The 26,758-nt window shown below is 71.9% G+C and carries 24 protein-coding genes; 10 read left to right on the top strand and 14 right to left on the bottom strand.

Annotation, left to right across the window (positions count from 1 at the left end; translation table 11 throughout):
- Both G3A44_RS17550 and G3A44_RS17545 read left to right on the top strand, forming a co-directional pair.
- On the top strand, positions 1–483 hold a 483-nt coding region (locus G3A44_RS17550), incomplete at its 5' end, for a hypothetical protein (RefSeq protein WP_203561455.1).
- Positions 484–582: 99 nt separating this feature from the next.
- Positions 583–978, top strand: coding sequence for a hypothetical protein (locus tag G3A44_RS17545; RefSeq protein WP_163459053.1), 396 nt, complete (start codon positions 583–585; stop codon positions 976–978).
- 85 nt (positions 979–1,063) lie between these two features.
- Here the strand turns inward: G3A44_RS17545 and G3A44_RS17540 are convergent, their stop codons facing one another.
- A complete protein-coding gene (locus G3A44_RS17540) occupies positions 1,064–1,273 on the bottom strand; it encodes a hypothetical protein (RefSeq protein ID WP_163459052.1) in 210 nt (69 codons plus the stop codon).
- A 124-nt stretch (positions 1,274–1,397) separates the two neighbouring features.
- On the opposite strand from G3A44_RS17540, the gene G3A44_RS17535 reads away from it, so the two are divergent.
- Together G3A44_RS17535 and trxC are read left to right on the top strand one after the other, a co-directional pair.
- A complete protein-coding gene (locus G3A44_RS17535; protein WP_163459051.1) occupies positions 1,398–2,360 on the top strand; it encodes a LysR family transcriptional regulator in 963 nt (320 codons plus the stop codon).
- A gap of 30 nt (positions 2,361–2,390) precedes the next feature.
- Positions 2,391–2,858 carry a thioredoxin TrxC gene (gene trxC, locus G3A44_RS17530; RefSeq protein ID WP_163459050.1) on the top strand — a complete coding sequence of 156 codons (468 nt, stop codon included), beginning with the start codon at positions 2,391–2,393 and terminating at the stop codon, positions 2,856–2,858.
- Positions 2,859–2,867: 9 nt separating this feature from the next.
- On the opposite strand, the gene G3A44_RS17525 is transcribed toward trxC, so the two are convergent.
- Positions 2,868–3,731 (bottom strand): hypothetical protein, encoded by an 864-nt coding sequence (locus tag G3A44_RS17525; RefSeq protein ID WP_163459049.1) that lies wholly within the window; start codon positions 3,729–3,731, stop codon positions 2,868–2,870.
- Between the two features lie 237 nt (positions 3,732–3,968).
- Here G3A44_RS17525 and G3A44_RS17520 point away from each other — a divergent pair, with 237 nt between their 5' ends.
- Entirely contained in the window at positions 3,969–5,246 is a 1,278-nt protein-coding gene (locus G3A44_RS17520; RefSeq protein WP_163459048.1) for a solute carrier family 23 protein, read from the top strand.
- 25 nt (positions 5,247–5,271) lie between these two features.
- Here the strand turns inward: G3A44_RS17520 and G3A44_RS17515 are convergent, their stop codons facing one another.
- From G3A44_RS17515 to G3A44_RS17500, 4 genes are all read right to left on the bottom strand, one after another.
- On the bottom strand, positions 5,272–6,450 hold the full coding sequence (locus G3A44_RS17515; protein WP_163459047.1) for a hypothetical protein: 1,179 nt from the start codon (positions 6,448–6,450) through the stop codon (positions 5,272–5,274).
- An 87-nt stretch (positions 6,451–6,537) separates the two neighbouring features.
- Positions 6,538–8,997, bottom strand: coding sequence for a hypothetical protein (locus G3A44_RS17510; RefSeq protein ID WP_163459046.1), 2,460 nt, complete (start codon positions 8,995–8,997; stop codon positions 6,538–6,540).
- Positions 8,998–9,116: 119 nt separating this feature from the next.
- Entirely contained in the window at positions 9,117–10,025 is a 909-nt protein-coding gene (locus tag G3A44_RS17505) for a hypothetical protein (protein ID WP_163459045.1), read from the bottom strand.
- A gap of 180 nt (positions 10,026–10,205) precedes the next feature.
- Positions 10,206–13,337, bottom strand: a complete 3,132-nt coding sequence (locus G3A44_RS17500; RefSeq protein ID WP_163459044.1) for an L-glutamate gamma-semialdehyde dehydrogenase — start codon at positions 13,335–13,337, stop codon at positions 10,206–10,208.
- Between the two features lie 107 nt (positions 13,338–13,444).
- Here G3A44_RS17500 and G3A44_RS17495 point away from each other — a divergent pair, with 107 nt between their 5' ends.
- Positions 13,445–13,924 (top strand): Lrp/AsnC ligand binding domain-containing protein, encoded by a 480-nt coding sequence (locus G3A44_RS17495; protein WP_163459043.1) that lies wholly within the window; start codon positions 13,445–13,447, stop codon positions 13,922–13,924.
- 29 nt (positions 13,925–13,953) lie between these two features.
- Here G3A44_RS17495 and G3A44_RS17490 read toward each other — a convergent pair whose 3' ends face one another.
- Positions 13,954–16,614, bottom strand: a complete 2,661-nt coding sequence (locus tag G3A44_RS17490) for a serine/threonine-protein kinase (RefSeq protein ID WP_163459042.1) — start codon at positions 16,612–16,614, stop codon at positions 13,954–13,956.
- Between the two features lie 99 nt (positions 16,615–16,713).
- Here G3A44_RS17490 and G3A44_RS17485 point away from each other — a divergent pair, with 99 nt between their 5' ends.
- Together G3A44_RS17485 and G3A44_RS17480 are read left to right on the top strand one after the other, a co-directional pair.
- On the top strand, positions 16,714–17,337 hold the full coding sequence (locus tag G3A44_RS17485) for an ECF-type sigma factor (protein ID WP_163459041.1): 624 nt from the start codon (positions 16,714–16,716) through the stop codon (positions 17,335–17,337).
- A complete protein-coding gene (locus G3A44_RS17480; RefSeq protein ID WP_163459040.1) occupies positions 17,334–17,642 on the top strand; it encodes a hypothetical protein in 309 nt (102 codons plus the stop codon). The genes G3A44_RS17485 and G3A44_RS17480 overlap by 4 nt, the downstream gene beginning before the upstream one ends.
- A gap of 126 nt (positions 17,643–17,768) precedes the next feature.
- Here G3A44_RS17480 and G3A44_RS17475 read toward each other — a convergent pair whose 3' ends face one another.
- Positions 17,769–18,365 carry a cob(I)yrinic acid a,c-diamide adenosyltransferase gene (locus tag G3A44_RS17475; protein ID WP_163459039.1) on the bottom strand — a complete coding sequence of 199 codons (597 nt, stop codon included), beginning with the start codon at positions 18,363–18,365 and terminating at the stop codon, positions 17,769–17,771.
- 9 nt (positions 18,366–18,374) lie between these two features.
- A complete protein-coding gene (locus tag G3A44_RS17470; RefSeq protein WP_163459038.1) occupies positions 18,375–19,049 on the bottom strand; it encodes a PEP-CTERM sorting domain-containing protein in 675 nt (224 codons plus the stop codon).
- A gap of 280 nt (positions 19,050–19,329) precedes the next feature.
- On the opposite strand from G3A44_RS17470, the gene G3A44_RS17465 reads away from it, so the two are divergent.
- Complete coding sequence (locus G3A44_RS17465; RefSeq protein WP_163459037.1) at positions 19,330–20,391, top strand: DUF3617 domain-containing protein; 1,062 nt, start codon at positions 19,330–19,332, stop codon at positions 20,389–20,391.
- A gap of 95 nt (positions 20,392–20,486) precedes the next feature.
- Positions 20,487–21,902, top strand: a complete 1,416-nt coding sequence (locus tag G3A44_RS17460; protein ID WP_163459036.1) for an FAD-binding oxidoreductase — start codon at positions 20,487–20,489, stop codon at positions 21,900–21,902.
- A gap of 26 nt (positions 21,903–21,928) precedes the next feature.
- Here the strand turns inward: G3A44_RS17460 and G3A44_RS17455 are convergent, their stop codons facing one another.
- From G3A44_RS17455 to G3A44_RS17435, 5 genes are all read right to left on the bottom strand, one after another.
- Positions 21,929–23,203, bottom strand: coding sequence for an ROK family transcriptional regulator (locus G3A44_RS17455; protein ID WP_375138673.1), 1,275 nt, complete (start codon positions 23,201–23,203; stop codon positions 21,929–21,931).
- Positions 23,193–23,660, bottom strand: a complete 468-nt coding sequence (locus tag G3A44_RS17450) for an RbsD/FucU family protein (protein WP_163459035.1) — start codon at positions 23,658–23,660, stop codon at positions 23,193–23,195. Before G3A44_RS17450 ends, G3A44_RS17455 begins: the two co-directional genes overlap by 11 nt.
- A gap of 19 nt (positions 23,661–23,679) precedes the next feature.
- Entirely contained in the window at positions 23,680–24,471 is a 792-nt protein-coding gene (locus tag G3A44_RS17445) for an ATP-binding cassette domain-containing protein (protein ID WP_163459034.1), read from the bottom strand.
- A gap of 1 nt (position 24,472) precedes the next feature.
- A complete protein-coding gene (locus tag G3A44_RS17440; RefSeq protein WP_163459033.1) occupies positions 24,473–25,432 on the bottom strand; it encodes an ABC transporter permease in 960 nt (319 codons plus the stop codon).
- A 225-nt stretch (positions 25,433–25,657) separates the two neighbouring features.
- On the bottom strand, positions 25,658–26,647 hold the full coding sequence (locus tag G3A44_RS17435; RefSeq protein WP_163459032.1) for a sugar ABC transporter substrate-binding protein: 990 nt from the start codon (positions 26,645–26,647) through the stop codon (positions 25,658–25,660).
- Between the last annotated feature and the right edge of the window lie 111 nt (positions 26,648–26,758).

Raw genomic sequence — 26,758 nt, 5'->3', positions numbered from 1 at the left:
CCAGCACCAGCGCCAGCCGCCGCCGTGCCTGCCGCCCCGGCGCCCACGCCCGCAGTGCCGGCGCGTCCCCGTCCCGCACCGGTGGCCGCGCCCGCCGAGCCGGCGCCGGCAGTCCCGGCCAGCCCCACCCTGCAGGACCAGAACAACGAGCTGTCCATCAAGCTGCGGGCCGCCAACGAGGTGCATGCCCGTGAGCTGCTGGAGAAGAGTCAGCAGTTCCAGGCCGAGCGCCTGAAGTTCGAGCGTCAGCTCGAAGACATGCGCCAGGCGCACAGTGACGAGCTGGGCCGCCTCATGGCCTTGATGGTCCAGCAGGTGGATGCGCTGCAGCAGGAGCATAGCCAGAAGGTCCGCGTGCTGGAGGCGGAACTGGAGCGCCTGCGGCTCGAGGTGGGCCAGGGCGGCACCATCTCCACGCACCGCACGCAGGAAGTTCGCGGGGTCGGCATGACGCCGGGCCCGGTGGGTCGGCGCGGCCCCTGAGATCGAGTCCTGCCCGGCCGGGCGTTCTGCCGGCAAGGGTGCGGTCAAAGCGCCCGTGTCCCGCCGGACATGGGCCCAGGCAGGTACCAAGGAGGGAACATGGACGTGTGGATGGGTTTGGCGTGGCTGGTGGCGGGCATGATCGCCGGGGTGGTGCTGGGCCTGGCCCTGGGCAGCCGCAGGACGGAGCCGCAGGAAGGCCACTCGCCCTTCAACCGCCAACAGATGGACCTGCAGCGCGAGGCGCTGGAGCGCATGCGGGAATCCAACCTGGCTTTGGCGGCCCGGCTCCAGGAGTTGACCAGCCAGTACGAGCGGCAAATGGAGACCCTGCGCAAGACCCACGCCATGGAGCGCATCAGCGCCGAGGAAGACCTGCGGGTGACCCGCGAGCAGCTGCGCCGCATCATCTCCTCGGTGGAGGATGGGTCGAGCATCAGTGCCCAGGCCTTTGCCCCCACGCAGTTTGACGAGCCGGACGCCAAGCGCTCCTGAGTAGCAGGCCAGCTTTGCTGGCGGGCGAGGCCTGGCGGCCGCGGGAGCGGGCCGTCAGGGCGGTGGCCCCGCATGGGTGCCCGGTTCAGCCGCCCCAGGCGCCTTGCCGTGCGCCACGCCGCCACCACCAGTGCCACAGGCCCGTGGTTTCTCGGACCGTGGGCCCGGGCGCGCGCACGGGTTGCGGGCGGTGCGAGGCGGCGCGGGTCAGCCACACCGGGGCCAGCAGGCGCAGGGGCGGCTGCTCGGCTTCACCGGGCAAAGCGTCCAGGGTGGCGGGGTTGAAAGTCGGCATAACGAAATATTCAGGGTTATCCCTGATGCTTGAATCGTAATTCATAGCCAAATTGCGCGCCAGCCCAGGGTGTCGCATCCTGGTTTTGCAGGAATGCACAAAGCCCTGCGGGGCAGGGGGGCAGATGGCTCAGGTGGACTGGAGTGATCTTCGATATGCGCTGGCCATTGGCACCGGTGGCTCGCTGGCGGCGGCGGCCCGGCGCCTGGGGGTGAACCACACCACCGTGCTGCGGCGTCTGGACGCGCTGGAGCAGCAGCTGGGCGCCCGCCTGTTTGAGCGCCACCGCACGGGCTACCAGCCCACCGAGGCGGGGCAGCTGGTGCTGGAGCAGGCCCGGCGCATGGCCGACCAGGCCGACGAGATCGAGCGACGGGTGATGGGCCGCGACCGCGAGCCCAGCGGCCAGCTGCGGGTGACCACCGCCTTCGTCGTGATGGAGCACCTGCTGCCGGCGCCGCTGGCCAGCTTTGCGCGCCACTACCCGGGCATCGAGGTGGAGGTGACCGAGAACGCTTTCCTCATTGACCTGGCCCGGCGCAGCGCGGATTCCGCCCGCAGCTGGTCGCAGCGCGAGGCCGATGTGGCGGTGCGCATCTCTGCGCAGGTGGCCGACCACCTGGTGGGGCGACCCCTGGGGCCGGCCCGCTGCCGGGTCTACGCGCTGCGCGGTGCGCCGGACCTGCCCCAGACGGTGACGCCCCTGCATGTGCTGCTCAAGGAGGCGCCCTGGGTGGCCTTTGAGCATGACGCCCAGTCTCGGGTGTACGACCGTTGGATGCGTCAGCACCTGGCCGAGGCCAGCATCCGCGTGCGGGTGGACATCTTCAACGCCGTGGCGGCCATGCTGCACACCGGCATTGGGGTGGGCATCCTGCCCACCTTCATGGAGGACCGGCACCCCTCGTTGATCCCCGTGTCGGACCCCATCCCCGAGCTGGAGGTGCCGGTGTGGATGCTCACCCACCCGGACCTGCGCGACACCACGCGTGTTCGCCTGTTCATGCGCCATGTGGGCGACGCCATCAGCGAGCGTCTGCGCCGCGGCGAGTCTGGGGAAGCCGAGACGCCGCCAGAGGGGGCTTGAAATACCGGGTGGCGTACCGAGATGGAGGACATGAACCCTGCCACTGCTTCCTCCTCTGCCACGTCGCAGGCCGCGGCCTGCGCCCATGTGCCCTGCGCCCACTGTGGCGCGGTCAACCGCGTGCCCAGCGCGCGACTGGCGGAAGCGCCGGTGTGTGGTCGTTGTGGCCAGGCCCTGCTGCCCGGGCAGCCGATCGAGCTGGATGACCGCCGCTTGCCGGCCTTTCTGCAGGCCTGCACCCTGCCGGTGATCGTGGACGTGTGGGCGCCCTGGTGCGGGCCCTGCCGCAGCATGGCGCCGCAGTTCGAGCGCGCCGCCGCCGCCCTTCAGGGTCAGGCGGTGCTGGTCAAGGTCAACAGCGATGAGAACCCGGTCTTTGCCGGGCGTCACGCCATCCGCAGCATTCCCACCCTGCTCAAGCTGCAGGGGGGGCGGGAGCTGGACCGGCTGACCGGGGCGCGGCCGGCCGAGGCGCTGGTGGCCTGGGCGCGGGCTTGAGCCGCGGCCTCAGCGCGACTCGTGCTGCAGCATGACCACGGTGGAGACCACGTCACCCCGTTGGTAGTCCTCCGCGCCTGAGAAGGCCATCGTGGGGTCGGGCTGGGCCAGGCTCACCATGGCCTTGCTGCGCTGCAGCCCGCGGGCGGCGGCGGCCACTGCTGCCGCCTGTCCCGTGCCGCAGGCCGAGAGCCGCTCCCGGAACACCGAGGCCCAGGGCTGCGCCTGGGCGTCGTCCGGCAGGCAGGGGTAGAAGTACACGCGGATGACCTCCGGCCCCGGCGCCCCTTCCAGACGGATGCCGCGGTCTGCCGGCAGGCGGTTGGTGCGGTCGGGCCAGACGGTGTAGGTGCCCAGGTCGCTGATCTTGCCGGTGCTGTCGATGTTCTCCAGCCGCACCTGCCCGGGCAGGCTGGCGGCGTAGCGCAGCACGAACACGTCGCCGGTGCGCAGCACCGGGGGCTTGCGCGCCAGGGGCAGCTGCCGCAGGGGCTCGAAGGTCTGGGGGTCGAGCTGCTCCAGGCTGTAGCCGATGGCGGGCACCAGCCGCTGCGGGTCGGCGGCCGGCGCCTGGCTGGCCGCCGCGGCGGCGGCCTGCGCGGCCGTGGGGGGCTGGCTGCCGTCGCGCTGGCGCACCCAGCGGTGCCACAGGCGGCGGAAGAAGTCCGAGGGCGGCTCGCCCACCGCGGCCTCGAAGGCCAGGGCGCCCACCTGGCCGGCCACCATGCCCAGCAGGTTGGCCACCTTGGCGTCCGGGACGGCCTCTTCGGCCTCAGGCAGCTGCACCGGCTCGCCCTTCTGGGCCAGCGCCGGCGGGGCGGCCAGGGCCAGGACCAGGGGCAGCAGGGGGCTCAGCGCAGGGCGTCGGGACATGGAATTTCCTCAAGGGGCGGGCGGCAGCCGGGGCGTGTGCGGCCCGATTGTGGCGGCTGGCGTGGGCCGCGGCGGTGCGCCGCGGGCCCCGGTCGCCCCGGGCCGGCCCTGGGGCGCGCGGCGTGGCGTGCGCACTACACTGGCCGATGGTCCTCCACGAAGGACCCTCCACGGGCGCCTGCACAGGCCTCACCCGGCCCTCGCGCGCCCGCCATTTCCACACCATGAGGAGAGCCCATGAGCTTGATCCCCCACTGGCGCGAGGTCCCGGCACAAGCGGGCCGCGTCGTCGCCCCTGATGAACGACTGCCCTGGCCGCAGACCGCCGCGATGGGCGTGCAACATGTGATCGCCATGTTTGGCGCCACCGTGCTGGCGCCACTGCTGATGGGCTTCGATCCCAACGTCGCCATCCTGATGTCGGGCATCGGCACCCTGATCTTCTTCTTCCTGGTGGGCGGGCAGGTGCCCAGCTACCTGGGTTCGAGCTTCGCCTTCATCGGGGTGGTCATCGCCGCCACCGGCTACGGTGGGCAGGGGGGCAATGCCAACATCGGCCTGGCCCTGGGCGGCATCATCGCCTGTGGCGTGCTCTACCTGCTCATCGGCATGGTGGTGCAGGCCGTGGGCACGGCCTGGATCGAGTCGCTCATGCCGCCTGTGGTCACCGGGGCGGTGGTGGCGGTCATTGGCCTGAACCTGGCGGGCGTGCCCATCAAGAACATGGCACCCACCGACTTTGACAAGTGGATGCAGGCGGTCACCTTCCTGTGTGTGGGCCTGGTGGCCGTGCGCACCCGCGGCATGGTGCAGCGTCTGCTGATTTTGGTGGGTCTGATCGCCGCCACCCTGGTCTATGCGGTGCTCACCAACGGCCTGGGGATGGGCAAGCCCATCGACCTCTCGGCCCTGGCTGCGGCCCCCTGGTTCGGCCTGCCGAACTTTGCCGCGCCGCGCTTCGAGGGCAATGCCATGCTGCTCATCGCCCCGGTCGCGCTGATCCTGGTGGCCGAGAACCTGGGCCATGTGAAGGCGGTGAGCGCCATGACCGGCAAGGACCTGGACCGTTTCATGGGCCGGGCCTTCATCGGTGACGGCGTGGCCACGGTGGTCTCCGGCGCCTGCGGCGGCACCGGCGTCACCACCTACGCCGAGAACATCGGCGTCATGGCCGCCACCCGCATCTACTCCACCGCCATGTTCGTGGTGGCGGCACTCATCGCCATCGTGCTGGGCTTCAGCCCAAAGTTCGGGGCGCTGATCCAGACCATTCCGCTGGCGGTGATGGGCGGGGTGTCCATCGTGGTCTTCGGCCTGATCGCGGTGGCGGGCGCCAAGATCTGGGTGGACAACAAGGTGGACTTCACCGACAACACCAACCTGATCGTGGCCGCCGTCACCCTGGTCCTGGGCACCGGGGACTACACCCTGAAGTTCGGCGGCTTCGCGCTGGGGGGCATCGGGACCGCCACCTTTGGCGCCATCTTGCTGCACGCCTTGCTGCGCCGGCGCTGAACGGCTGCCGCACGGGGGCCGGCGCTCACCAGGCCTGCAGCCAGCTCAGGCCCCACAGGCGGGAGCGCACCGGCCCCCCCAGGCGGTCGGCTCCGTACTGCAGCTGCCAGCCCGATGCCGTCCCGGTGGCTGTCCCGGCCTCTCCTCCTGAGCGGCCCAGGCCCACCACCAGCCGGCGCTGGTGGTGCTGCCAACTCAGCCGGCCGTCCAGGCCCGCCGCCAGGGGCTGACGCCAGTCCAGCGCCGTCAACCAGCCCCAGCCGGGCAGCTCCTGCGCTTCGATCCCCGCCCAGCCGCCCCCCGGCAGCGCCCCGGCCAGCGCCACGCGCCAGCGGCCGCGCCGGAAGACCGTCCGGTCCGACTGGGCGTAGCGCCCGCTCACCAGCGGGCCGTACTGCACGAAGCCGTTCTCGTCCACGCGGGTGGTGTCGGAGTCCAGGCGCATGCGCTGTTCGGGCAGGCCCCGCCAGCGCAGCCACCCCAGGTCCTGCAGCGCCACCGAGGCCCGCCAAGCCTCCTGCGTCCAGTCCAGGCCGGCCTGCAGCAGCACGGCGTGCCCCAGGGGGGCCACCGGCCCCTGGAAGGGAAAGCGCAGACCGTTGTCGGTCCGGGAGGCCCCCATGTCCAGGCTGTAGCGGCCGGTGTCGGCGTCGTAGCCCGCGGTGCCGGAGAGCTCGCGCTCGCGCCAGCGGTGCAGGCTCAGGCCCTGCGCGGCCAGCCGGACTTGCCAGGGGCCCTCCTGCAGCCGCCGGCCCAGTGCCAGCCCGCCGCCGGTCATCTGCCGGAAGCGGGCATTGGTGCGCCAGTGCTGGTCGGCGTCCGGGGCCTGGCCCTGCTCGGCGCGGCGGGCCAGGTCCAGTGCCTGGGCATGGGCCACCAGGCTGGCGCTCTGGCGTGCCAGCAGGCCCCAGTCCCAGCCCTCGTGGCGGACCGTCAGCCGGACCTCGTCTTCCACATAGCAGAGGTTGCGACCCTGTCGCGGGTCCACCCGGGCCAGCACGTCCTGCCGGCGGCCCAGGTCGGCCAAGGGCAGGGCGTCGCAGTGGCGGTCGCTGCTCAGCTGCAGGCCGGCCTGCCACACCGGCGCGGCGGTGGCGGTGGCCGCCCAGGCCGCCAGCAGGGTGGCGGCGGCCCGCCAGGGGGCGCCGCGCCGTGGCGCCGGGCGGCGTGGGGTGGGGGGGGGAGCGTCGGCGGGCAGGGGCATGCGGGCCTGGAAAGCAGCAGGCCCGGCGGTGCCGGGCCTGAGGTGTGCCACAGGAGCCGGACGGCTGAGGCCGCCGTCCGGGCGGGCTCAGAGCCCGGTGTCCAGCGAGATGAAGCTGTGGTCCACGAAGGTCATCAGCAGGCTGTCGCTGTCGAACTGGCCGATCAGCGTGTCGCTGGCGTACAGGTCGGCGGTGGTCGCCCCCTCCAGCCAGTCCATGCGCAGGGCGGCCGTGGCCTCGTGAAGCTGGAAGTGGTAGAGGCCGGTGTTGGCGTCCCGGGTGCCGCTGATGGTGACCACCACCGTGGGCGAGCCGTTGACCAGCGAGCGGTACTGCAGGGCCATGGCCGCCGGGTCGGTGCTCTGGTCGCTGGTCATGGAGGTGCTCATGGTCACCTCCAGCACCGGACGCGAGGGCGCGGTGAGGGTGCCGGTGAAGCTGAAGCCCATGGTGAAGTGGTTGCTGGCACTGTCACCTTCAACCTCGGCCAGGGCCGCGTCGTACTGGGCGAAGTCGCTCACGTCCACGGTCAGGCGTCCGGTGATCACGTCCTTCATGACGCCGCTGGCGTCCGCATTGCGCAGCGACCCGGTGAAGCTCCAGCTGGTGGGGGCCAGGCGGGTGCCGGACTTGTCCAGGGTGCCGTTGTCGAGCGCGAGGACCCCCTGCACCTGCGAGGCACTGTTGCCCCAGGTCAGGTCCAGACGGGCGCTGCGCCCACCCGACACCCCGCTGGAGGCCTGGGTGGTGTCGTTGATGTACACCAGCTTCGACCCGGCAGCCACGGTCATCGTGCTGTCCAGCGTGCTGCCGCCGTCCCGGAACACCTGGATCTGCCCGGCGACCTGCACGGTCTCCAGGTCCAGGCCCAGCGTGCCGTCGGCGGCGACGGCACGTGAAGCGCTCATGTCGACCGTGCTCTTGCCGCTGGGGTTGTAGAGGGCCATGCCTTGGAGCATGGCGGGCATGCCGCCTGTGACGCTCATGCTGCGCAGCTCGCCATCTGCCCAGTCGAAGGTGCCGGTGCCCGTCTGGCCGCCCAAGGTCCCGAGCGTTTCGTTGACGCGCCTTTCGCTGCTGTTGTTGCTGTTGATCAGCCAGGTCCAGTAGCTGTTTTCGCTCACCATCTCCCGCTTGACGGTGTTCATGGTGTAGCTGAAGCCGGTGCCACTGTCCGGAATGATCCGGTAGGTGTAGGTCAGGGTACGGGTGCGCGGCTGTTGGACTTGCAGGCTGTTGAGCTCCAGGCCCACCTGGTAGTTTTCCTTGGCGGTCCGGCAGCCCACGGCGACGGCTTCGGCGGGTGTGGTGGCCAGCACGGTCAGGGTCGTGTCGGCATACACCGAGCAGGCCCGGGAGGATTGGCCGCCCCCCGGTCCGGTCGACCAGCCCCACAGCACGTAGTTCTGGGTGGTGAGTCCGCTCTTGAAGCGCTTGTACAGGTCCAGGCCATGTTGCAGGCCGTCAACCATGTCCGAGAACTGGTCGGCCGGTGCCTGCACGTTCTCCAGGGCCGCCCGGAACTTGTAGGCCTCCTGGTTGGCCGCGCCGGCCGTCTGCAGCTCGGAGGCGCCGCCGCGGGTCAGCAGCGACATCACGTCGCTGCGGATTTGCAGGAACAGGGCCTTGGCCGCGCTGATGAGCGAGCCGGTCTCCACCGGGGCGGCGTCACAGCCGCTGCCCTCGCAGCCGAGGTTGGCCTGGATCACGGCCAAGCTGGTGGGCTGCACATTGCCGTTGAGGTTCTCGTCAAACACCCAGGTGACGGCGGTGTTGAGCGAGGCCGACACGTCGGTGCCGCTGCTGGTTTGCAGCTTGATGGTGTCCAGCTTGGCGGAGGCGGCCAGGGTCTGCACCACGCACTGGGCGCGCTCGCCGGCGTTGGCCTGGTTGCAACCCAGGGTGTTCTCCTGCGCCATGCGCGAGAGCGCCGTCAGCATCACCGCCTGGGCCTTCTCGCTCTCGGTGTCGGCGGTGGTGGTGGTCTGCACGTCCACCTGGGCGGGGTCAAAGCCCAGCAGCTGGCTGACGGTGGACAGGCCCTGCTGCACATTGGTGCTGGTCAGGCCGCCGGAGCCGGTCTGGGCCGCGGAGACCGCCATCTCGGTGAAGGCGGTGACGTTGCGGGTGAGGGTGACGGTGCCCGAGCCGCTGGGGATGAAGGGCGCCCGCATGGTGAAGCCCACCGGCAGGCTCTGGCGCTCGCCGGTCACTTCATCCAGGTGGGTGGTGCCGGTGATGGCCTTGACCTGCACCACGTAGACCTGGCCGGCCGTCGGGGTGAAGTTCAGGCGGTACAGGCCGTTGCTGTCACTGAGGATGGGTGAGGCCAGCACCGGGGTGGTCGAGAGGCTGCCGTCGGGGTTGGCCGCGTAGACGTTGACCTCGGCGTTGGCCATCAGGCCCTTGGTGACGACGCCGGTGAGCGTGAGCTTGTCCGATGCCGGTGGCGGCTCTTCGCCGCCGTCTTCCTTGCTGCCGCCGCTGCCGCAGCCCGACAGTAGGGCCGCGCCCAGCAGGGCGGCCACCATCCAGTGCTTGTTCATCAGGATCTTCCTCGCACGTTGCCGGCCCGCTCCGGGGCCTGGTTCTGGCCGCCGCGTCCGTCCTGGCGCGCGGCGCGCAGGCGCCGCGGGCCTGCAGGCCCCGGCGCCGTGTGGGGGGGTCAGAGCTTCCAGAGCAGCTCAAGACCGGCGCTCATCGCCCGGGTGCGTGACTCGGGCAGTTCCGCCGCGCTGCCCTCGGTCTCGCGCTCGCGCTGGGACAGGCTGGCCTTGCCCCACAGGCCCAGGTGCAGGCCCCGGTAGACGGCCCGGCTGTAGCGGCCTTCCAGGGCCACGTCATAGCCCTTGGTGCCCGAGAACTCGTACTGCGGGCTGTTGGTGTTGGTCACCCGGCGCCACACCGGCACGCCGGCCAGCACGCGCAGCCCCAGGTGGCTGTCGCGGCCCTTGACGCGCTCGGACTCCAGCGCCAGACCGGCCATCAGCAGCACCTCGCCCGAGGTTTCCTCCACCACCTGGCCGGGCAGGGCGGTGACGGCATCGTCCACGCCGGGCTGGAAGGAGTAGCGCTTGAAGGTCTGGGTGTTGACCGCCGGGCCGGCCACGGCAAACACCGGGCCGCTTAGCCGCCAGTGCGCCAGCAGCTGGGTGTGGGTCTGCGACAGGGTGAACTGGTTGGTCTGCACCAGCGGGTCGGTGATGGGGATCGGGCCCGAGCCGCTGGGCAGGCTGGCCGCGGTGGTGGTCCAGCGCTCGGTGGTGGCGCTGGGGTAGAAGGTGCTGGCGCTGTCGATGGAGAACAGCAGGTCTTCGTCCACCACGTAGAGCGCGCCGGAGATCAGCATGGGGCTGCTGGTCTTGGCCTTGCTGCGGATGCCGTAGAGGCTGGCTTTCTCCTGGTAGTCGATGGTCTGGCGGCCCAGGCCGAGGAAGTAGGAGAAGCCCCGGTCGGCGCGGTCGTCGGCGGGTGCGCTGGTCTGCGGGCGCAGGTCCACCGCCTGGGCGGTGAGTCCGGTGAGGGCGAGCAGGGCGGCGGCCAGCGCGCGCCGCGGGAGGGGGGGCAGGGTCATGGTGGGCGGGCGTTGGCGGGGCTGCGGCTGCGGCCGGCGCATGGGCACCGGCGGGGCCGTGGCTCGGGTGGGGATGCACCTCAGTTTACGAGCCGTTCACGGCCCGCAAACATCCACCGAAAGGGCCAATCCCTCGGTATTTGCCCCGCTTTTCAGGCCCCTGCCCGGTGCGGGGCGGCCTCAGGCGTGACCGGCCAGCAGCTCCACATTGCCCCCGGCGGCGGCGGTGTTGACGGTCACCGTGCGCTCGGCGCAGAAGCGGTAGAGGTAGTGCGGGCCGCCGGCCTTGGGGCCGGTGCCCGACAGGCCCTCGCCGCCAAAGGGTTGCACCCCGACCACCGCGCCGATCATGTTGCGGTTGACGTACACATTGCCCACCCGGGCCTGGCGGGCCAGGGCCTGGGCGCGGGAGTCGATGCGCGTCTGCACGCCAAAGGTCAGGCCGTAGCCCAGCGCGTTGATCTGGCGCACCAGGGCGCCGGCGTCGGCCGCGCCGCCCTGGCGGGCCTGCCCCGGGCCCCAGCGCACCACGTGCAGCACTGGGCCGAAGATCTCGGCCTGCAGCTGGTCCACCCGGGCCAGCTCGAAGGCGGCGGGCGCCACCAGCGTGGGCCAGCGCGCGGCCAGCTCCGCGGGCAGCGGGGTGCTGGCGATGGGGCGGGCCTCGCGCTCCAGCCGGGCGAGCTGGGCGCGGATGCCGGCGTGGGCTTCGGCGTCGATGACCGGGCCCACATCGGTGCGCAGCTCGGCGGGGTCGCCCAGGCGCAGCTCGGCCATGGCACCGGCCAGCATGTGCAGGATGGCGTCGGCCACGGCCTCATGCAGGCACAGCAGGCGCAGGGCCGAGCAGCGCTGGCCGGCCGAGCGGAAGGCGCTTTGCACCACCGCGTCCACCACCTGCTCGGGCAGGGCGGTGGAGTCGACCACCATGGCGTTGAGGCCGCCGGTCTCAGCGATCAGCGGGACGATGGCGCCGTCCTGGGCGGCCAGCGCGCGCTGGATGTGCTTGGCCACGGCGGTGGAGCCGGTGAAGCACACGCCGGCGGTCCGGGGGTCGGCCACCAGGGCGGCGCCCACGGTCTCGCCCGGGCCGTGCAGCAGGGCCAGGGCGTCGGCCGGCACGCCGGCCTCGTGCAGCAGGGCCACAAAGGCCGCGGCCACCGCCGGGGTCTGCTCGGCGGGCTTGGCCGCCACGGTGTTGCCGGTGACCAGCGCGGCCACCACCTGGCCGGCGAAGATGGCCAGCGGGAAGTTCCAGGGGCTGATGCAGACGAACACGCCGCGGCCGGTGCAGCGCAGGGTGTTGCGCTCGCCGGTGGGGCCCGGCAGCACCACCTCGCCCAGGCGTTCCTCGGCCTGGCTGGCGTAGTAGCGGCAGAAGTCGATGGCCTCGCGCACCTCGGCCACGCAGTCGCCCAGGGTCTTGTGCGCTTCCTTGACCAGCAGGCCGCAGTAGGCGGGGGTGCGGGCCTCCAGCAGGTCGGCGGCGCGGCGCAGCACCGCGGCCCGCTCGGCCAGCGGCCGGTCGTCCCAGGCGTCAAAGCCCTGGTGCAGGCGGGCCATGGTGGCGTCCACCGTCGCCGGGGTGGCCAGTGCCACGGCCGGTACCACCGCCTGCGCCACCGCCTGGGTCAGCGGGGCCAGGTGGGCCGGGCAGCTCACGTCCCAGCCGGCGGCGTTGGCACGGCCCGCGCCATAGAGCGCGCCGGGCAGCACCAGGCCTTCAGGGTCGGCGGCAGGGGCGCCGGCCACGGCCTGCGCCTGGCTGGAACGGGTCAGGGTGGCCGAGGCCAGGGTCAGCGGCGAGGCCAGCAGGGCCACCGGCGCCACCGTCGGGTCGGCCAGCTGGTGGACGAAGGAGGAGTTGGCGCCGTTCTCCAGCAGCCGGCGCACCAGGTAGGCCAGCAGGTCGCGGTGCTCGCCCACCGGGGCGTACACGCGGCAGGCCACGCTGCCGTCCTGCAGCACCTCGCGGTACACCCCTTCGCCCATGCCGTGCAGGCGCTGCATCTCGTAGTGTTCGCCGGGCCGGGCGCCGGCGGTGGCGGCCAGCTGGGCGATGGCGGCGATGGTGCCGGCGTTGTGGGTGGCGAACTGCGGGTAGAGCACCTGACGGTGCTGCAGCAGGGCGTGGGCGCAGGCCAGGTAGGAGACGTCGGTGTGCTCCTTGCGGGTGAACACCGGGTAGCGGGCCAGCCCCAGCTCCTGGGCGCGCTTGACCTCGCCATCCCAGTACGCCCCCTTGACCAGGCGCACCATGAAGCGCAAGCCGTGGCGCCGGGCGATGGCCGCCACCTCGTCGACCACCGCCAAGGCGCGGGTCTGGTAGGCCTGGACCGCCAGGCCAAAGCCGCGCCAGCCGGGGTGGCTGGCGGCGATGCGCTCGGCCAGGCGCTCGAACACCAGCAGGGACAGCTCCAGCCGGTCGACCTCCTCGGCGTCGATGGTCAGGTTCAAGTCGGCCGCGGCGGCCTTGCGCACCAGTTGCCACACCCGGGGCAGCAGTTCGGCCATCACCCGCTCGTGCTGCGCGGCCTCGTAGCGTGAGAACAGGGCCGAGAGCTTGATCGAGATCCCGTCGCTGCCCTCGGGGCCGGCGGCCGGTTGCCCGTGGGCCCGTGCGGCCAGGGCGCCGATGGCCTGCAGGTAGGCGGCCAGGTAGCGCTCGGCGTCGGCCTCGGTGCGGGCGCCTTCGCCCAGCATGTCGTAGGAGAAGCGCAGCCGGGGCTGGCCGCGGCGCAGGGACTGGGCCTCGTCCATGGCCTCCTCGATGCTGCGGCCCAGCACGAACTGCCGGCCCAGCAACTGGATGGCGCGCACGGTGGCGGCCACCACGGTACGCGCGCCCAGCCGTTGGAACACGCCGGGCTCGCCGCCCTGGCCCCCCTCGGCCGCGGGCAGGAAGTGCTTGGCCAGCCCGATGGCCTGCGAGGACAGGCGCGCCAGCAGGGCATGCTCGCCGCCGTCGCCGGCGAAGTCGGCGCGGCCGAGCTGGTCGGCGGTCAGGGCGATGGCGGTGTCGGCGTCAGGCACGCGCAGCAGGGCCTCGGCCAGGCGCATCAGCGACAGGCCTTCGGGCTGGGAGATGGGGTACTCCTTGAGCAGGCTGTCCAGCGCCCAGAAGGGGGCAGGGTGCTGGCGCACCGCCTCCACCCAAGGGGTGGCGCGGGCCAGCACGGCGGCCCAGTCCAGCGCGCCCTGCAGGCGCGCCAGGGCCTGGGTCAGACCGGCCGCCTCGGGCTGGTACGGAAATGGCAAGCGTGCGGCGGGCACCGGCGGCGCGGCAGGCGTGAAGGTGGCGGAGTCGGTCATGGTGGTGGCAGCCCTGATGGAGAGATCGACAGCTTATGGAGACAATGGCCGAGAGAGATTCGGAACTTTGCTCAAACGGCGGAGTTATTCAAACCATGAAACCCAACATGGATACATCAGAGACGGAGCGTGAGCTCGACAAGATCGACCTGCGCATCCTGCGTGTGCTGCAGAAGGACGGGCGCATCAGCAACCTCAAGCTCGCCGAAGAGGTGCACCTCTCGCCCACGGCGGTGCTGGAGCGGGTCAAGCGCCTGACGCGTGAGAACTACATCCTGGGCTACGAGGCCCGGCTCAACCCCGCCAAGCTGGGCGCCGGGCTGATGGTGTTCGTGGAGGTGCTGCTGGACCGCACGGTGCAGGACGTGATGGACAGCTTCCGTGCCGCGGTGCAGGTGCGGGCGGAGATCCTGGAGTGCCACCTGGTGGCCGGCGGCTTTGACTACCTGCTCAAGACGCGGGTGTCGGACATGGCGGCCTACCGGGCCTTCATCGGCGATGTGATCTGGTCGCTGCCGGGCGTGCGCGAGACCCGCACCTATGCGGTGATGGAAGAGGTCAAGAACACCACGCACCTGAGCCTGTAGGCGTGGCCGAAGGGCCCGCCGTGGCCCGGCTACGGGCGGGGTGGGGTCTGCAAGCGGGGGGCCAGGCGGGCCTGCAGCGCCAGGGCTTGCGCGTGCAGGCGCCCGGCTTCCTCGGCCTGGGCGGCGTCGGTCAGCAGAGGGGGCAGCAGGTCCAGGGCCTGGGCCAGCAGGGGCCGTGCTGCCGCGGTTTGGCCCAGCGCGGCGTGGCTGTTGGCACCCAGCAGGGCCAGTTGCGCCAAGCGGCGGCGGGCGGTGGGGCTGCTGCCGTCGGCCACCAAGGCCTGCCAGCGTGCGTACGCGGGCAGCACCACGGCCAGGGCCTGGGCATGCTGGTGGTTCAGGGCCAGGGCTTGCCCCAGCTGCGGCGCCAGAAACAGCGGCGCCTGGGCGTGCCGGCCCTGCGGCCCCTCGTCGCGGGCCAGGGCGGCGGCGGTGTCCCAGCTGGTGCGGGCGGCGTCCAGGGCGGCCGGCCCCTGGCCCTGGCGCAGCAGCACCAGGGCCAAGGTGTTGGATTCGACCATCAGGCCTTCACGCCATTCCAGGTTGTGGGGCTCGGCCACCAGGTTCTCCCGGCGCAGCGCCAGCGCGGCCTCGGCCGCTTGCCGCGCCGGCTCCAGGGCGTTGCGGCCCAGGTGCACCAGGGCGCGACCGCCCAGCACCGTGCCCAGCTCATGGCGCAGGTAGACCCGCACCGAGGGGTCGCCGGGCACCCGCTGGCGGTCCAGCGTGGCCAGCAGCCGGTCCTCGGCCAGCAGGGCGCGCAGATCGGCTTCGGCCCGGTCAAACAGGGCCAGGGCCTGGTCGGGCTGGCGCAGGCTGGCCATGGTGGGCTGGTCGTGCAGTTGCGCGGCCAGCAGCAGGCTGCCGGCGCGCACGCCCAGCAGGTGGGCGCGGCCTTCGTCTCCGGGGCCGGTGGCCAGGGCCTGGTCCAGGCGCAGCACGGCCAGGGTGAGCGACTCCAGACCGGCGCCGGGCTGGCGCTGCAGGCGCCGCACCTGAGCCAGGGCATTGAGCGCCCGGGCGTGCCAGCTGGCAAAGCGCCAGTCCCCGTGTTGGGCGTCCCACGCCGCTTCGCCTTGCGCCACCGCCAGCTTCAGGGTGTTTTCGGCCTGGGCCACCAGGCGCTCGTCGGTCATGTCGCGCTTGCCTTGCAGCTCGCCCAGACGGGCCAGGGTGGCCGCGCGCAAGGCTTGAAGGCCGCTGTCTTGGGGCAACGGGCCGGCCAGGGTGTCGAGCTGGTCCAGGGTGCTGCGCAGCATCTCGGCCTGGGCTTCCGGCCCGCCGGGCAGGGTGCTGACCGCATCGCCAAAGCGGAACACCAGCTCGCCGGTGATGCGTTTGACCGCGGCCAGCTGGGCCCGGGCCTCGTCGCGGGCCTGCGCCGCTGCCTCGGCCTGCCACCGGGCGGCGCCCAGGCCACCGACCAGGCTGGCCAGGGCCAGGGCCGACAGACCCACGGGCAGCCACTGGCGCCGCAGGAATTTGCGGGCCACATAGGCCCAGCCTGCTGGGCGGGCCTGCACAGGGAAGCCGCCCAGAAAGGCGCGCACATCGGCCGCCAGCGCCTCCACGCTGGCATAGCGCCGTTCGGGCAGCTTCTCCAGGGCCTTGAGCAGGATGTTGTCCAGGTCGCCCTGCAGGCGCCGGCGGTGCTGGGTCCAGCGCGGGTCGGGCACCTCGTCGGGGCTGAGCGCGCTGGGCCGGGTGGGCGTCTCCTCCAGCACGCTGCGCAGCACCTCGTGCGGGCTGCGGGCGCGGCGGCCGTAGGGGCGCAGGCCGGTCAGCATCACGTAGAGCAGCACGCCCAGGCTGTAGAGGTCGGTGCCGGTGCCAATGGGTTCGCCCCGCGCCTGTTCCGGGCTGGCGTAATGCGGCGTGAAGGGCCGCTGGCCGGCCTGGGTGGTGTCGGCCGCTTCCCAGCCGCCGGCCGTGGGGTCCAGGGCCTTGGCGATGCCGAAGTCCAGCAGCTTGACCTGGCCTTCGGCGGTGACCAGCACGTTGCCAGGCTTGAGGTCGCGGTGCACCAGCAGCTGGCGGTGGGCATGCGCCACCGCGTCGGCCAGTTGGAGGAACAGGGCCAGACGGGCCTCCAGCGGCAGGTTCTCGGTGGCGCGGTCCAGTGGCAGGCCGTCCACCTTCTCCATCACGAAGTAGGGCTGGCCGCCGGCGGTGCGGCCGGCGTCCAGCAGCCGGGCGATGTGCGGGTGCTGCAACCGGGCCAGGGCCCGCTGCTCCAGGGCAAAGCGGGCCAGCACCGCCTCGGAGTCCATGCCGCGCTTGAGCACCTTGACCGCCGCCTCGCCCTGCCAGGCGCCGTCGGCGCGCCGCACGCGCCAGACCTCGGCCATGCCCCCCGTGCCCAGGCGGTCCACCACCGCCCAGGCACCCAGGCGCTGGCCGGGCTGCAGCGGCGGGTCGGACGGGGCCGGGGCGTCCGGCGGTGGTGCCCCATCGGCCCAGCGCGCCGGGGTCTGCAGGAACCCGGTGTCCGGCGCGTCGTCCGGCGGCGCATGGGCCAGCAGGCTGCGCACCTCGTCGGCCACGGCGGCGCTGCAGTCCCCGGCCTGCACCTGGGCCTGCAGCCAGCCCAGGCGCTCGGCCTGCGGCAGCCGCTGGGCGGCCTCGAACGCTGCGCGGACCTGCGCCCAGGCCGGGCGTGCGGATGGCGTCGGGGGGACCGGCGGGCTCATGCGCGTGCCGGGCAGGCGCGGCCGGGGTGTGCCGGATTCAGCGGTGCGCACCCATAATCGCGCACATTGCTGCAATGTGTCCGGGCCCTGGTGACGTGCATGGTTTCTGATCCCTTCGCCCAAGGCGGCGCCGATCCCGAGCTCACGCTCTGGCTGTCGCAGTTCAGCGGACCCGATCCGCAGGCGGGCCAGCGCCTGTTCGAGGCCCTGTACGACGAGCTGCGCCGCATGGCCCGCGGCCACATGCGCAAGGAGGACCCGGGCCACACCCTGAGCGCCACCGCGCTCACCCACGAGGCCTGGTTCCGCATGGCCGAGCAGACGCGCACGCACTGGCGCAACCGCTCGCACTTCCTGGCGGTGGCCTCCACCATGATGCGCCGCATCCTGGTGAGCCATGAGCAGGCGCGGCGGGCGGCCAAGCGCGACGCCGACGTGACGGCGCTCTCGCTGTCGGGCCTGGACGACCTGGCCGCTCCCAGCGACCGTGACGTGCTGGCGGTGCACGAATGCCTGCTGGCCTTCGAGGCGCTGGACCCGCGCGCGGCCAAGGTGGTGGAGCTGCGCTTCTTCGGGGGACTGGAGATTGACGAGATTGCCGAGGTGCTCGACATTTCTCCGGCAACGGTCAAGCGCGACTGGACCCTGGCCCGTGCCTGGCTGCACCGGGAACTGAGCGCCACGCCGTCTCCCGCCCCCCTCGCCAGAAAAGACACGCCATGAGACACGAACTCTCCGTCCTCTTTGACGCGCGCAAGCGTCTGGACATCGCCGTGGAGGCGCCGCTGCCCGATCCCTTCGAAGCCCGCCGCTGGCTGGATCAGGAATTCGTGCGCCTGGATTGCAGCCCCCTGCGTGCCAGTGGCAAGGTGCTCACGGCCGACAAGGTGCTGGCCCTGGCCAGCGAGGTGGGCGAGTCCGGCTTTGAGGACGAGCATTGGCGGCAGGCCTTTGCCCAGAACGCCTGCGCCGCCCTGGCGCGCCCGCTGGTGGTGGTGGACGTGGGCGCCATGACGGTGACCTGCTGAAGGCCCGGCCCGATGCCTGCGCGTGCGCGCAGGCGGGTAGTTCCGCCCTTCGGGGTGGTCCGGTGGCACAGGAGAAGTCGGCGTTGGGCTCACACCGGCATACGCAGGCGCCGCCGGCCAAACGGCTCAGTCCGTGGTGTGTTCGCCGCCAGCCTGCTGACGGGCCAGGCGCTCACTGCGCCAGTACACGTCGTCACCGCCCAGGCCGTCGAGGTTGGCGCGGTTGAGCACCCGGGCCAGCACGAACAGCAGGTCGGAGAGCCGGTTGAGGTACTGCCGCGGTGCGGGGTGGACCGCCTCCTGCGCGGCCAGACGCACCACCGCGCGCTCGGCGCGACGCGCCACGGTGCGCGCCACATGCGCCAGCGATGCACTGCGCGTGCCCGCCGGCAGGATGAACTCCATCAGCCGCGGCAGCGCCGCGTTGTGCTCGGCCAGGGCCTGGTCCAGGCGCAGCACGGCCTCGTCCTGCAGCAGGCGGTGGCCGGGCATGCACAGCTCGCCGCCCAGGTTGAACAGCTCGTGCTGGATGGTCACCAGCAGCTCGCGCACCGCCTCGGGCAGCGGTTCGGCCAACAGCACACCCAGGTGGGAGTTCAGCTCGTCCACGTCGCCCATGGCGTCGATGCGCAGGTGATCCTTGGGCACGCGCTGCCCGTCACCCAGTCCGGTGGTGCCATCGTCGCCGGTGCGCGTGGCAATTTGTGTGAGTCGGTTGGCCATGCGGGCATGTTAGCCAGCCGGGCGTCGGCGCCGCCAGGCCAGCAGCGACAGCCCGGCTGCCAGCAGGGCCAGTGGGGTGGGCTCGGGCACGGCCGCTGCACTGCCCAGCAGCGTCACCTCCGACAGGCCCGTCCAGCGGCCCGCGCTCACCAGGGTCAGCTGCAGATAGCGACCGCTGGCGGCCCCGCTCGACAGCAGCTCGTAGGTGGGCGTGGCGTCGTTGCCCAGCGCGCGTTCGGCGGCGCTGAAGGTGCGCACGATCTCCGGCCCATAGTCCACCCCGTTGGTCGAGAAGCGCAGCCGCGCCTCGGTGGGGATGTAGACCGCGGCGCTGGGGTAGGCGATCAGGCTGGTCTGCACGCTCTGCACCAGGTGCTCGGTGCCCAGGTCCAGGGTCAGGACGGGCGAGACGCCGTCCCACATGACATAGGGCGACCAGTTCCAGTAGCCTGAGCCCACCGAGCCGCCCACCACCCCGTCGGTCAAGTCCCCGGTGCCCCCGGACAGCAGGCCGCCGGCGCGGCTCCCGCTGTAGGTCTGGTCGTCATAGCCATAGAAGCCATAGGGGCCGTCGGGGCCGCTGTAGGACTGCACCGCAATCGGGGCCAGGGCATGGCCCGTCATCGGCAGCAGCAAGCCGGCCAGCAGCGGCCAAGGGGTCAAGGGGTGCGTCAACAGGGGCATGGACTTCTCCGGAGCGTGGGGGGCGCGCGGCAGGGCTGACTGGGAAAGGCCTGCGCGGCTCACCGGTTTACGCAGCGGCGGCAGACGGTGCGGCTCGCGTGGCAGGCACCACGAACAAGGGGGGGGGTGATCCCCGCGTCTGGTGGCCGTGGCCGATGGGCAGGCGGCTTGGGCCGGCGTCCAATGGCACCACCGCGCTGGCGGCGGCTGGGGGACCGGTGCGCTGCGGGCTGCGCCGCCATGACCGGCCGCCAGCGCCATGCCGACCAGGAGCTTCAACATGTCCTTCCATTCCGCCTGTCTCCCTGCCCTCTCTGCCTTGGCTGTTGACGGGTCGCGCCGCCGCAGCAGGATTCCTGTCAAGCGGGCCGCGCTGCTGGTTTTGCTGGCGCTGCCGGCGGTGGCGGAGGCGGCCAACGCCCCCAAAGACCGCTGGGAGGTCACCCAGAGCATGACCGTGCCGGGTAGGGTCCTGCCGCCGTCCACCCGCACCCTGTGCCTGGACCGTGGCGTGGAAGAGCAGGGGCCCCCCGGCCTGCAGGAACACCAGTGCCAGGTGCTGGACACCCAGCGCCAGGGTGCCACCACCCGCTGGACGCTGCAGTGTCCCGAGGGGCGGGGCACCTTCGAGCTCACCCGGGAGGGCCCGGATGCCTACAGCGGCCGGGTGGAGATGGTCCAGGGGGGCCAGACCTTGCAAATGGCCCTGAGCGGTCGCCGGCTGGGGGTTTGCGCCGCCGAGCTGCCCGAGCCCATGGCCCCGTGGCAGGCCGCCGCTGCCGCGGCGCAGGGACAGGCCCATGCCGCGTTGCTGCAGGCCTGCGGCCAAGCGGTGCTGAACCTGCAGCCGGCCCTGTTCCGGCAGCCCGGCCTGTGCAGCGCCGAGCAGCAGGCCGGCTTCTGCACCCGTGCCCGCACACCGGAGGGCCTGCGTGCCCTGGCGGGCCGGCCGCGCCAGCCGGGTGTGCCGGGGGCCGATGACCTGGGCGATGCCAGCGCCGTGTGCGGCGTGGACCTGGGCGTGCAGCGCCAGACCCTGTGCGCCGAGGCCGAACGTGCGGAGGACCTCAAGACCCTGGCCCAGGCCTGTGTGGGCGAGGGCGGCCATGGCCAGAAACTGGTGCAGCGCGAATGCGTGGGCCGTGGCGATTCCCTGCCCGTGGCCGAGAAGTACCGTGAGTTCTGCGCCGCCCATGCCGCGGCCGGCGCGCTGCCGGTGGCGGCGGCCGAGCCCGCCGCGCCTGCAGCGCCGGCCAAGCGCGACAAGGCCGCCGAACGCCGGGCGCTGCTGGAGGAGGCCCTCCAGCGCGGCAAGGACGCATTGCGCGGCCTGGCCCGCTGAGGGCCCGCGCGCCCGGGCAGGCCTGCAAGCCTGCAGGCCCACCCGGCATCGCCCCCCATTGGCCACGGGCGGGGGCAGGCCCAGAATGCGGCGGCATGAACGCCCCCACCCATGCCCTGGACCTCCTGCCTCCGCGCACCGCCCCGGCCGAACTGCTGGCCGCCCTGCAGGCACACTTTGGCGACCGCTTCAGCGCTGCCCGCGCCATGCGCGAGCTGCACGGACGGGACGAGTCCCCCTACGAGGTGCCGCCGCCCGACGCGGTGGTCTTCTGCGACAGCACCGAAGACGTCGCCTTTGCCGTGGCCCAGTGCGCCCGCTTCAAGGTGCCGGTCATTCCCTACGGGGCGGGCAGCTCGCTGGAGGGTCACCTGCTGGCGGTGGAGGGCGGGGTCAGCCTGGACCTCTCGCGCATGAACCGGGTGGTGGCGGTGCAGGCCGAGGACCTGACCGTGACCGTGCAGCCCGGCGTGCTGCGCAGCCAGCTCAACCGCGAGATCAAGGACCAGGGCCTGTTCTTTCCCATCGACCCCGGCGCCGACGCCAGCCTGGGCGGCATGACGGCCACCCGCGCCAGCGGCACCAACGCCGTGCGCTACGGCACCATGCGTGAGAACGTGCTGGCCCTGACCGTGGTCACCGCCCGGGGCGAGATCGTCCACACGGGCACCCGAGCCAAGAAGAGCAGCGCCGGCTACGACCTGACCCGCCTGATGGTGGGCAGCGAGGGCACGTTGGGTGTGATCACCGAGATCACCCTGAAGCTGCATCCCCTGCCAGAGAGTGTGGCCGCGGCCATCTGCTTCTTTCCGGACGTGGGCGCGGCGGTCAACACCACCATCGCCCTCATCCAGCTGGGCGTGCCCATCGCCCGCTGCGAGCTGCTGGACGCCAACGCGGTGCGCGCCGTGAACCACCACGACCACCTGGGCCTGCGTGAGGCGCCCATGCTGCTGATGGAGTTCCACGGCAGCCCGGCCGGCGTGCAGGAGCAGGCGGCCACGGTGCAGGAGCTGGCGCTGGAGCACGGCGGCGAGAGCTTCCAGTGGGCCACCACGCCCGAGGAGCGCACCAAGCTCTGGACCGCCCGCCACCACGCCTACTTCAGCGCGCTGCAGATGAAGCCCGGCTGCCGCGCCATCACCACCGACACCTGCGTGCCCATCTCGCGCCTGGCCGAGGCGGTGACGGTGGCCGCCGACGAGGCCCAGGCCTCGGGCCTGCCCTTTTTCATCGTCGGGCACGTGGGCGACGGCAACTTCCACATCGCCTACCTGATCGACCCGGCGCTGCCGGCCGAGGCCGAGACGGCTGAGCGCCTGAACCAGGCGGTGGTACACCGGGCCATCGCCATGCAGGGCACCTGCACCGGCGAGCACGGCATCGGCCTGCACAAGCAGGGCTTCCTGATCGAGGAGACCGGCGAAGGCGCCGTGGCCCTGATGCGCGCGGTCAAGCAGGCGCTGGACCCGGACCACATCCTCAACCCGGGCAAGATCTTCCGCCGCTGAGCGCGGCGGCCGCGGCCGCCGCGTGTTCAGCCGGCGGCCTTGAGGAACAGGCCGCGGTCGGGGGAGAAGTTGGCGTGCAGCGGGATCAGCGCGCCGCCCAGGGCGCGGGCGTCCGAGCCGATCTGGCCGGGCAGCACCTGCGGCGGGGTCACCCCTTCCCAGCTGTAGGCCTGCAGCGCGGTGGCCAGCTCGGCCAGCAGCGCCTGCAGCAGCGGGCGGCTGAACGAGCCGTCCAGGATCACGCTGTCCAGGTCCAGCAGGCAGGCGGCGCTGTTGATGCACAGGGCGATGCCGCGGGCCGCCTCCTGCAGCCACACGCGGGTGACCGGTGCCCAGCCGTCCTGCAGGGCGCGCGCATCGCCCAGGGCGCTGGGGTCCAGGCCGGCGGCGCTGTACCGGGCCTCCAGCGTGAGCAGCGAGGCCTGGCTGAGCAGCTGCGGCGGCGTGCCCTGCGGCGTGACCGCCAGGCCCAGCGGCAGCGAGCCGACCGCGCCGGCGTTGCCGTGCAGGCCGGCGCGCAGGTGGCTGTCGAGCACCAGGCCGCCGCCGATGAAGGTGTCCACGAAGATGTAGAGGAAGCTGGTGATGGTGCGGCCGCGTCCGGCCACCAGCTCGGCCACGCACGCGGCGGCCGTGTCCTTGAGCAGGGCGGTGGGCAGGCCGGTCTGGCGTTCCACCTCGCCGGCCAGGTCAAAGTCGCGCCAGCGCTCGGCCAGGTCGTCGGGGTAGCCCAGCAGCTGCTGCCAGCCGCCCAGCGAGAGCGGCGCGGCCATGCCGATGCCCTGCAGGCGGCTGGCCCGCGTGCCCAGGCCGGCCACCATGGCCTGCACGGTGCCCACGATGGCCTGCAGCACCTGCTGCGGTTCGGGGTGGGGGTAGTCCAGGCTGGAGCGCTCGCGCACCTGGCCGGTGAAGTCGATCAGCAGCACGTCCAGGCTGCGGCGGCCGACCTTGACCCCCAGCGAGAAGGCCCCCTCCGGGTCCAGGCCCAGGGGGACCGAGGGCTGGCCCACCTTGCCACGCAGCGGGCTGCCCTTGACCAGCAGGCCGTCCTCGATCAGGCGCTTGGTGATCATGGACACCGTCTGCGCGGTGAGCTGGGTCAGGCGGGCAATCTCGGCCGCGGGCAGGGCGCCGTGCAGGCGGATGGCCTGCAGCACCACGCGTTCGTTGTACTGGCGCAGGCCGCCTTGGCTGGAGCCACGAGGCTGCAGCGCCCGGCGGCCGCCGGCTGGCGCGGGGGCGGGGGCGGTGGAGGGGGGGAGGGGGGTGGCGGGGGCGGCCACGGTGTCAGGGGGCAAGTACTTCTCCGATCACGCCCTTCTTGAACAGGAAGTTGCCATACGGCTGCAACTCCCCGGTCAGCACGATGGCTTGGGCGCGGCGGACGCGATCGTAGAACGCAAACCGTTCAGTGGCCTTGCATTGCCCGGGCTGGGCATGGCCGGCGGCGGCCAGCTGGGCCAGCATGCGGCGCTGCAGCGCGCTGAGGTAGCCCTCGGGCGTGTCGCAGACCTTCATGAAGGCCACGGGCTGGTCCACCGCCGCATCCAGCGGCAGCAGGCTCAGCACCGCCTGGGACACGCGCTCCACGCCCGCCCCGGGCAGGTGGATCAGCGGCTTGGGGCCGTGCGGGCCCTCGGCCAGGGTCTTGGCGGTGAAGTTGGCGTCGGCGATGACGATCTCGTCGCCGTGGCCCATCTCGGCCAGCACCTTGAGCAGGTCCGGCGTCAGCAGGGGGTCGATGCCTTTGAGCATGGTGGTGTCTCCCGGGGGGTCAGTGCGCCAGGCAGTCGGCCGGGATGTCCTCGGGCTTCATCGCGCCGGTCATCACGGCCACGGTGTCGCTCATGCTGATCTTCTTGGGGTTGAGCACTGCCGCGCGGCGGCCCAGGCGGGCCACATGGATGCGGTCGGCGATCTCGAAGACGTGCGGCATGTTGTGGCTGATGAGGATGACCGCCAGGCCCTTGTCGCGCACGCGGCGGATCAGCTCCAGCACCATGTTGCCCTCCTTGACGCCCAGGGCGGCGGTGGGCTCGTCCAGGATGACCACATGCTCGGCGAAGGCGGCGGCGCGGGCCACGGCCACGCACTGGCGCTGGCCGCCGGAGAGCGTCTCCACCGCCTGCGTCATGCTGCGGATGCCCACCTTCAGGTCGGCCATGCGGGCGATGGCGGTCTCCAGCATCTTCTTCTTGTCGAGCTTGCGGAACACCGAGCCCATCACGCCCTCGCAGCGGATCTCGCGGCCCAGGAACAGGTTCTCGGCGATGGTCATGGCTGGGGCCACGGCCAGGTCCTGGTAGCAGCACTCGATGCCGGCGCGCCGGGCGTCGATGGGGGTGCGGAACTGCACCGGCTTGCCGTCGAGCAGGATCTGGCCTTCGTCGGGCACCACCGCGCCCGAGAGTGCCTTGATCAGGCTGGACTTGCCGGCGCCGTTGTCGCCGATCACGGCCAGGATCTCACCGGCGCGCAGCTCAAAGTCCACGCCGTCCAGCGCCGTCACCTGACCGTAGCGCTTCACCAGGCCCTGGGCCTGCATCACGATTTGCGTCGTGGCCATCTCAACGGCCCCCCTTGCGAGAAAGTTGGTCCACGGTGACGGCCAGGATGACCAGGATGCCGGTGATCAGCACCTGGTAGACGGAGGACACGCCCATCAGCGTCAGGCCGTTGCGCAGCACGCCCACCACGATGGCGCCGGCCAGCGTGCCCAGCACCATGCCGCGGCCGCCGAACAGGCTGGTGCCGCCCAGCACCACAGCGGTGATGGCGTCCAGGTTCTCGGTCTGGCCGGCGTTGGGGTCGCCCACGCTGGTGCGGGCCACGGTGAGCAGCGAGGCGATGCCGTAGAACACGCCGGCCAGCACGTACACGCCCAGCAGCACGCGGTCGGTGGGGATGCCCACCAGGCGGGTGGCCTCGGGGTTGTTGCCCACGGCGTAGACGTGGCGGCCGGAGGCGGTGTCGCGCAGCCAGTACCAGACGCCCAGGTACAGCGCCACCATCAGCACCACGCCGTAGGCGAACTGGGTGTCACCCAGACCGAAGGTGTTGCCCAGCCAGGTCATGGACTCAGGCACGTTGGAGACGGTTTGCGCGTCGGAGTAGAGCTGGGTGATGGCAAAGGCCACGTTCATCGTGCCCAGGGTGACGATGAAGGGCGGCAGCTTGATGCGCGTGACCAGCAGGCCGTTGACCAGGCCGAACAAGGTGGTCACGCCCACGCCGCACAGGATGGCCAGGGGCACGGGCAGGCCGTATTCCACGGCGAACTTGGTCATCACGATGCTGCCCAGGGCCATGAGCATGCCGCAGGACAGGTCGATGCCGGCGGTCAGGATGATCAGCGTCTGGCCGATGGCGATCACGCCCACCACCATCACCTGCTGCAGGATGAGGGCAAGGTTGGCGGGCGTGAAGAAGTTGTCGGTGGTCAGGCCGAAGACCACGCAGGCCACGGCCAGCGCGATGAAGGGCCCGAGCTGGCTCAGCGGCGGCAGCTTGTCTTTCAAGGTGTTCACGGGAGACCTCGGGGAAGGTGACGAAATGGGAGGTGTGATCCCGGCGCAGGCCCGCGGCGGCGGGCCTGGGGACCGGGTCCCCGCAGGCGGCGGGGACTCCGGCGGGACAGGAGGGGGTGGCGGCGACGGGGCCGCGCCCTGTCCGTCAGGGGCCGGCCCGGTGGGGTCGGCGGTGCCGGCCCCAGGTCCGGGCAGGTGCCCGGGCCTGGGGCCTGGGACGGCTGATTACTTGTTGCCCCAGCACAGGTCGGTGCCGACCTTGACGCTCTGGCTCTCGACGCCGGCCACGGCCTTGTCGGCGATCAGGGTCACGCCGGTGTCGACGTAGCCGCTGGCCTTCTTGCCGCCCTTGGCGTAGTCCACGCCAGCGGCCACGCCCATGGCGGCCATCTTCAGCGGGTACTGCTGGCTGGTGGCGGCGATCACGCCCTTGCCCACATCGGCCACGCCGGCGCAGCCGCCGTCCACGGAGACGATGATCACGCCCTTCTCCTTGCCGGCCTTCTTCAGCGCGTTGTAGGCACCGGCGGCGGCGGGCTCGTTGATGGTGTAGACCACGTTGATGTCCGGGGCCTTCTGCAGGCAGTTCTCCATCGCGGTCTGGCCCTTGGCCTGGTTGCCGTCGGTGTCGGCGGCGCACACGGTCTCAGGCGTGGACGACAGCTCGTTGGACTTGGCGTCATTGGCCTTCAGGCCGAAGCCGGTCATGAAACCGTTGTGGCGCTGGGCGCCCACCGGGTGGCCGGGGAACAGGTCCAGCATGGCGATCTTGGCCGGCTTGCCGCCCAGGGCGGCCTTGGCGTATTGGCCGATCAGGATGCCGGCCTTGTAGTTGTCGGTGGCGAACAGGGCGTCGGCGCCGTCGAACGGGCTGTCCAGCGCGATCACCTGCACGCCCTTGGCCTGGGCCTTCTTCACCGCCGGGATGATGGCGTCGCCGGAGGAGGTGATCAGGATGGTCTTGGCGCCCGCGGTCACCATGTTCTCGATGGCGGTGATCTGGGCTGCGGTGTCGCCGTCCTTCTTGCCGGAGGCGGTCATCAGCTTGGCCCCCAGCTTCTTGGCCTCGGCCTGCGCGCCTTCCTTCATCTTCACGAAGAAGGGGTTGGTCTCGGTCTTGGTGATCAGGCCGATGATGGGCTGGTCGGCGGCGATCGCGGCGCCGGACATCAGCATCACGGAGGCGGCCACGGTGGTCAGGACGGTCTTGAACATGTTGTCTCCAGGCTGGTTGGGAGTGGTGTCCGCCCGCCCGAGGCAACTGCGTATCGCCCGGCAGCGGAACGGTATAGATTCTGCGCCCGGATCTTTTATTAAATCAAGTTG

This window comes from Ideonella livida, from assembly GCF_010499455.1.
Taxonomy (GTDB): Bacteria; Pseudomonadota; Gammaproteobacteria; order Burkholderiales; family Burkholderiaceae_C; genus Ideonella; species Ideonella livida.
Note: the sequence above shows the minus strand (reverse complement) of the source record. Positions and strands in the feature narration are given on the sequence as shown.

Excerpts from the sequence above, each read along its gene's own strand:
- G3A44_RS17545 (WP_163459053.1), top strand. The coding sequence starts at position 583 with ATGGACGTGTGGATGGGTTTGGCGTGGCTGGTGGCGGGCATGATCGCC.
- G3A44_RS17540 (WP_163459052.1), bottom strand. The coding sequence starts at position 1,273 with ATGCCGACTTTCAACCCCGCCACCCTGGACGCTTTGCCCGGTGAAGCC.
- G3A44_RS17535 (WP_163459051.1), top strand. The coding sequence starts at position 1,398 with ATGGCTCAGGTGGACTGGAGTGATCTTCGATATGCGCTGGCCATTGGC.
- trxC (WP_163459050.1), top strand. The coding sequence starts at position 2,391 with ATGAACCCTGCCACTGCTTCCTCCTCTGCCACGTCGCAGGCCGCGGCC.
- G3A44_RS17525 (WP_163459049.1), bottom strand. The coding sequence starts at position 3,731 with ATGTCCCGACGCCCTGCGCTGAGCCCCCTGCTGCCCCTGGTCCTGGCC.
- G3A44_RS17520 (WP_163459048.1), top strand. The coding sequence starts at position 3,969 with ATGAGCTTGATCCCCCACTGGCGCGAGGTCCCGGCACAAGCGGGCCGC.
- G3A44_RS17515 (WP_163459047.1), bottom strand. The coding sequence starts at position 6,450 with ATGCCCCTGCCCGCCGACGCTCCCCCCCCCACCCCACGCCGCCCGGCG.
- G3A44_RS17510 (WP_163459046.1), bottom strand. The coding sequence starts at position 8,997 with ATGAACAAGCACTGGATGGTGGCCGCCCTGCTGGGCGCGGCCCTACTG.
- G3A44_RS17505 (WP_163459045.1), bottom strand. The coding sequence starts at position 10,025 with ATGACCCTGCCCCCCCTCCCGCGGCGCGCGCTGGCCGCCGCCCTGCTC.
- G3A44_RS17500 (WP_163459044.1), bottom strand. The coding sequence starts at position 13,337 with ATGACCGACTCCGCCACCTTCACGCCTGCCGCGCCGCCGGTGCCCGCC.
- G3A44_RS17495 (WP_163459043.1), top strand. The coding sequence starts at position 13,445 with ATGGATACATCAGAGACGGAGCGTGAGCTCGACAAGATCGACCTGCGC.
- G3A44_RS17490 (WP_163459042.1), bottom strand. The coding sequence starts at position 16,614 with ATGAGCCCGCCGGTCCCCCCGACGCCATCCGCACGCCCGGCCTGGGCG.
- G3A44_RS17485 (WP_163459041.1), top strand. The coding sequence starts at position 16,714 with ATGGTTTCTGATCCCTTCGCCCAAGGCGGCGCCGATCCCGAGCTCACG.
- G3A44_RS17480 (WP_163459040.1), top strand. The coding sequence starts at position 17,334 with ATGAGACACGAACTCTCCGTCCTCTTTGACGCGCGCAAGCGTCTGGAC.
- G3A44_RS17475 (WP_163459039.1), bottom strand. The coding sequence starts at position 18,365 with ATGGCCAACCGACTCACACAAATTGCCACGCGCACCGGCGACGATGGC.
- G3A44_RS17470 (WP_163459038.1), bottom strand. The coding sequence starts at position 19,049 with ATGCCCCTGTTGACGCACCCCTTGACCCCTTGGCCGCTGCTGGCCGGC.
- G3A44_RS17465 (WP_163459037.1), top strand. The coding sequence starts at position 19,330 with ATGTCCTTCCATTCCGCCTGTCTCCCTGCCCTCTCTGCCTTGGCTGTT.
- G3A44_RS17460 (WP_163459036.1), top strand. The coding sequence starts at position 20,487 with ATGAACGCCCCCACCCATGCCCTGGACCTCCTGCCTCCGCGCACCGCC.
- G3A44_RS17450 (WP_163459035.1), bottom strand. The coding sequence starts at position 23,660 with ATGCTCAAAGGCATCGACCCCCTGCTGACGCCGGACCTGCTCAAGGTG.
- G3A44_RS17445 (WP_163459034.1), bottom strand. The coding sequence starts at position 24,471 with ATGGCCACGACGCAAATCGTGATGCAGGCCCAGGGCCTGGTGAAGCGC.
- G3A44_RS17435 (WP_163459032.1), bottom strand. The coding sequence starts at position 26,647 with ATGTTCAAGACCGTCCTGACCACCGTGGCCGCCTCCGTGATGCTGATG.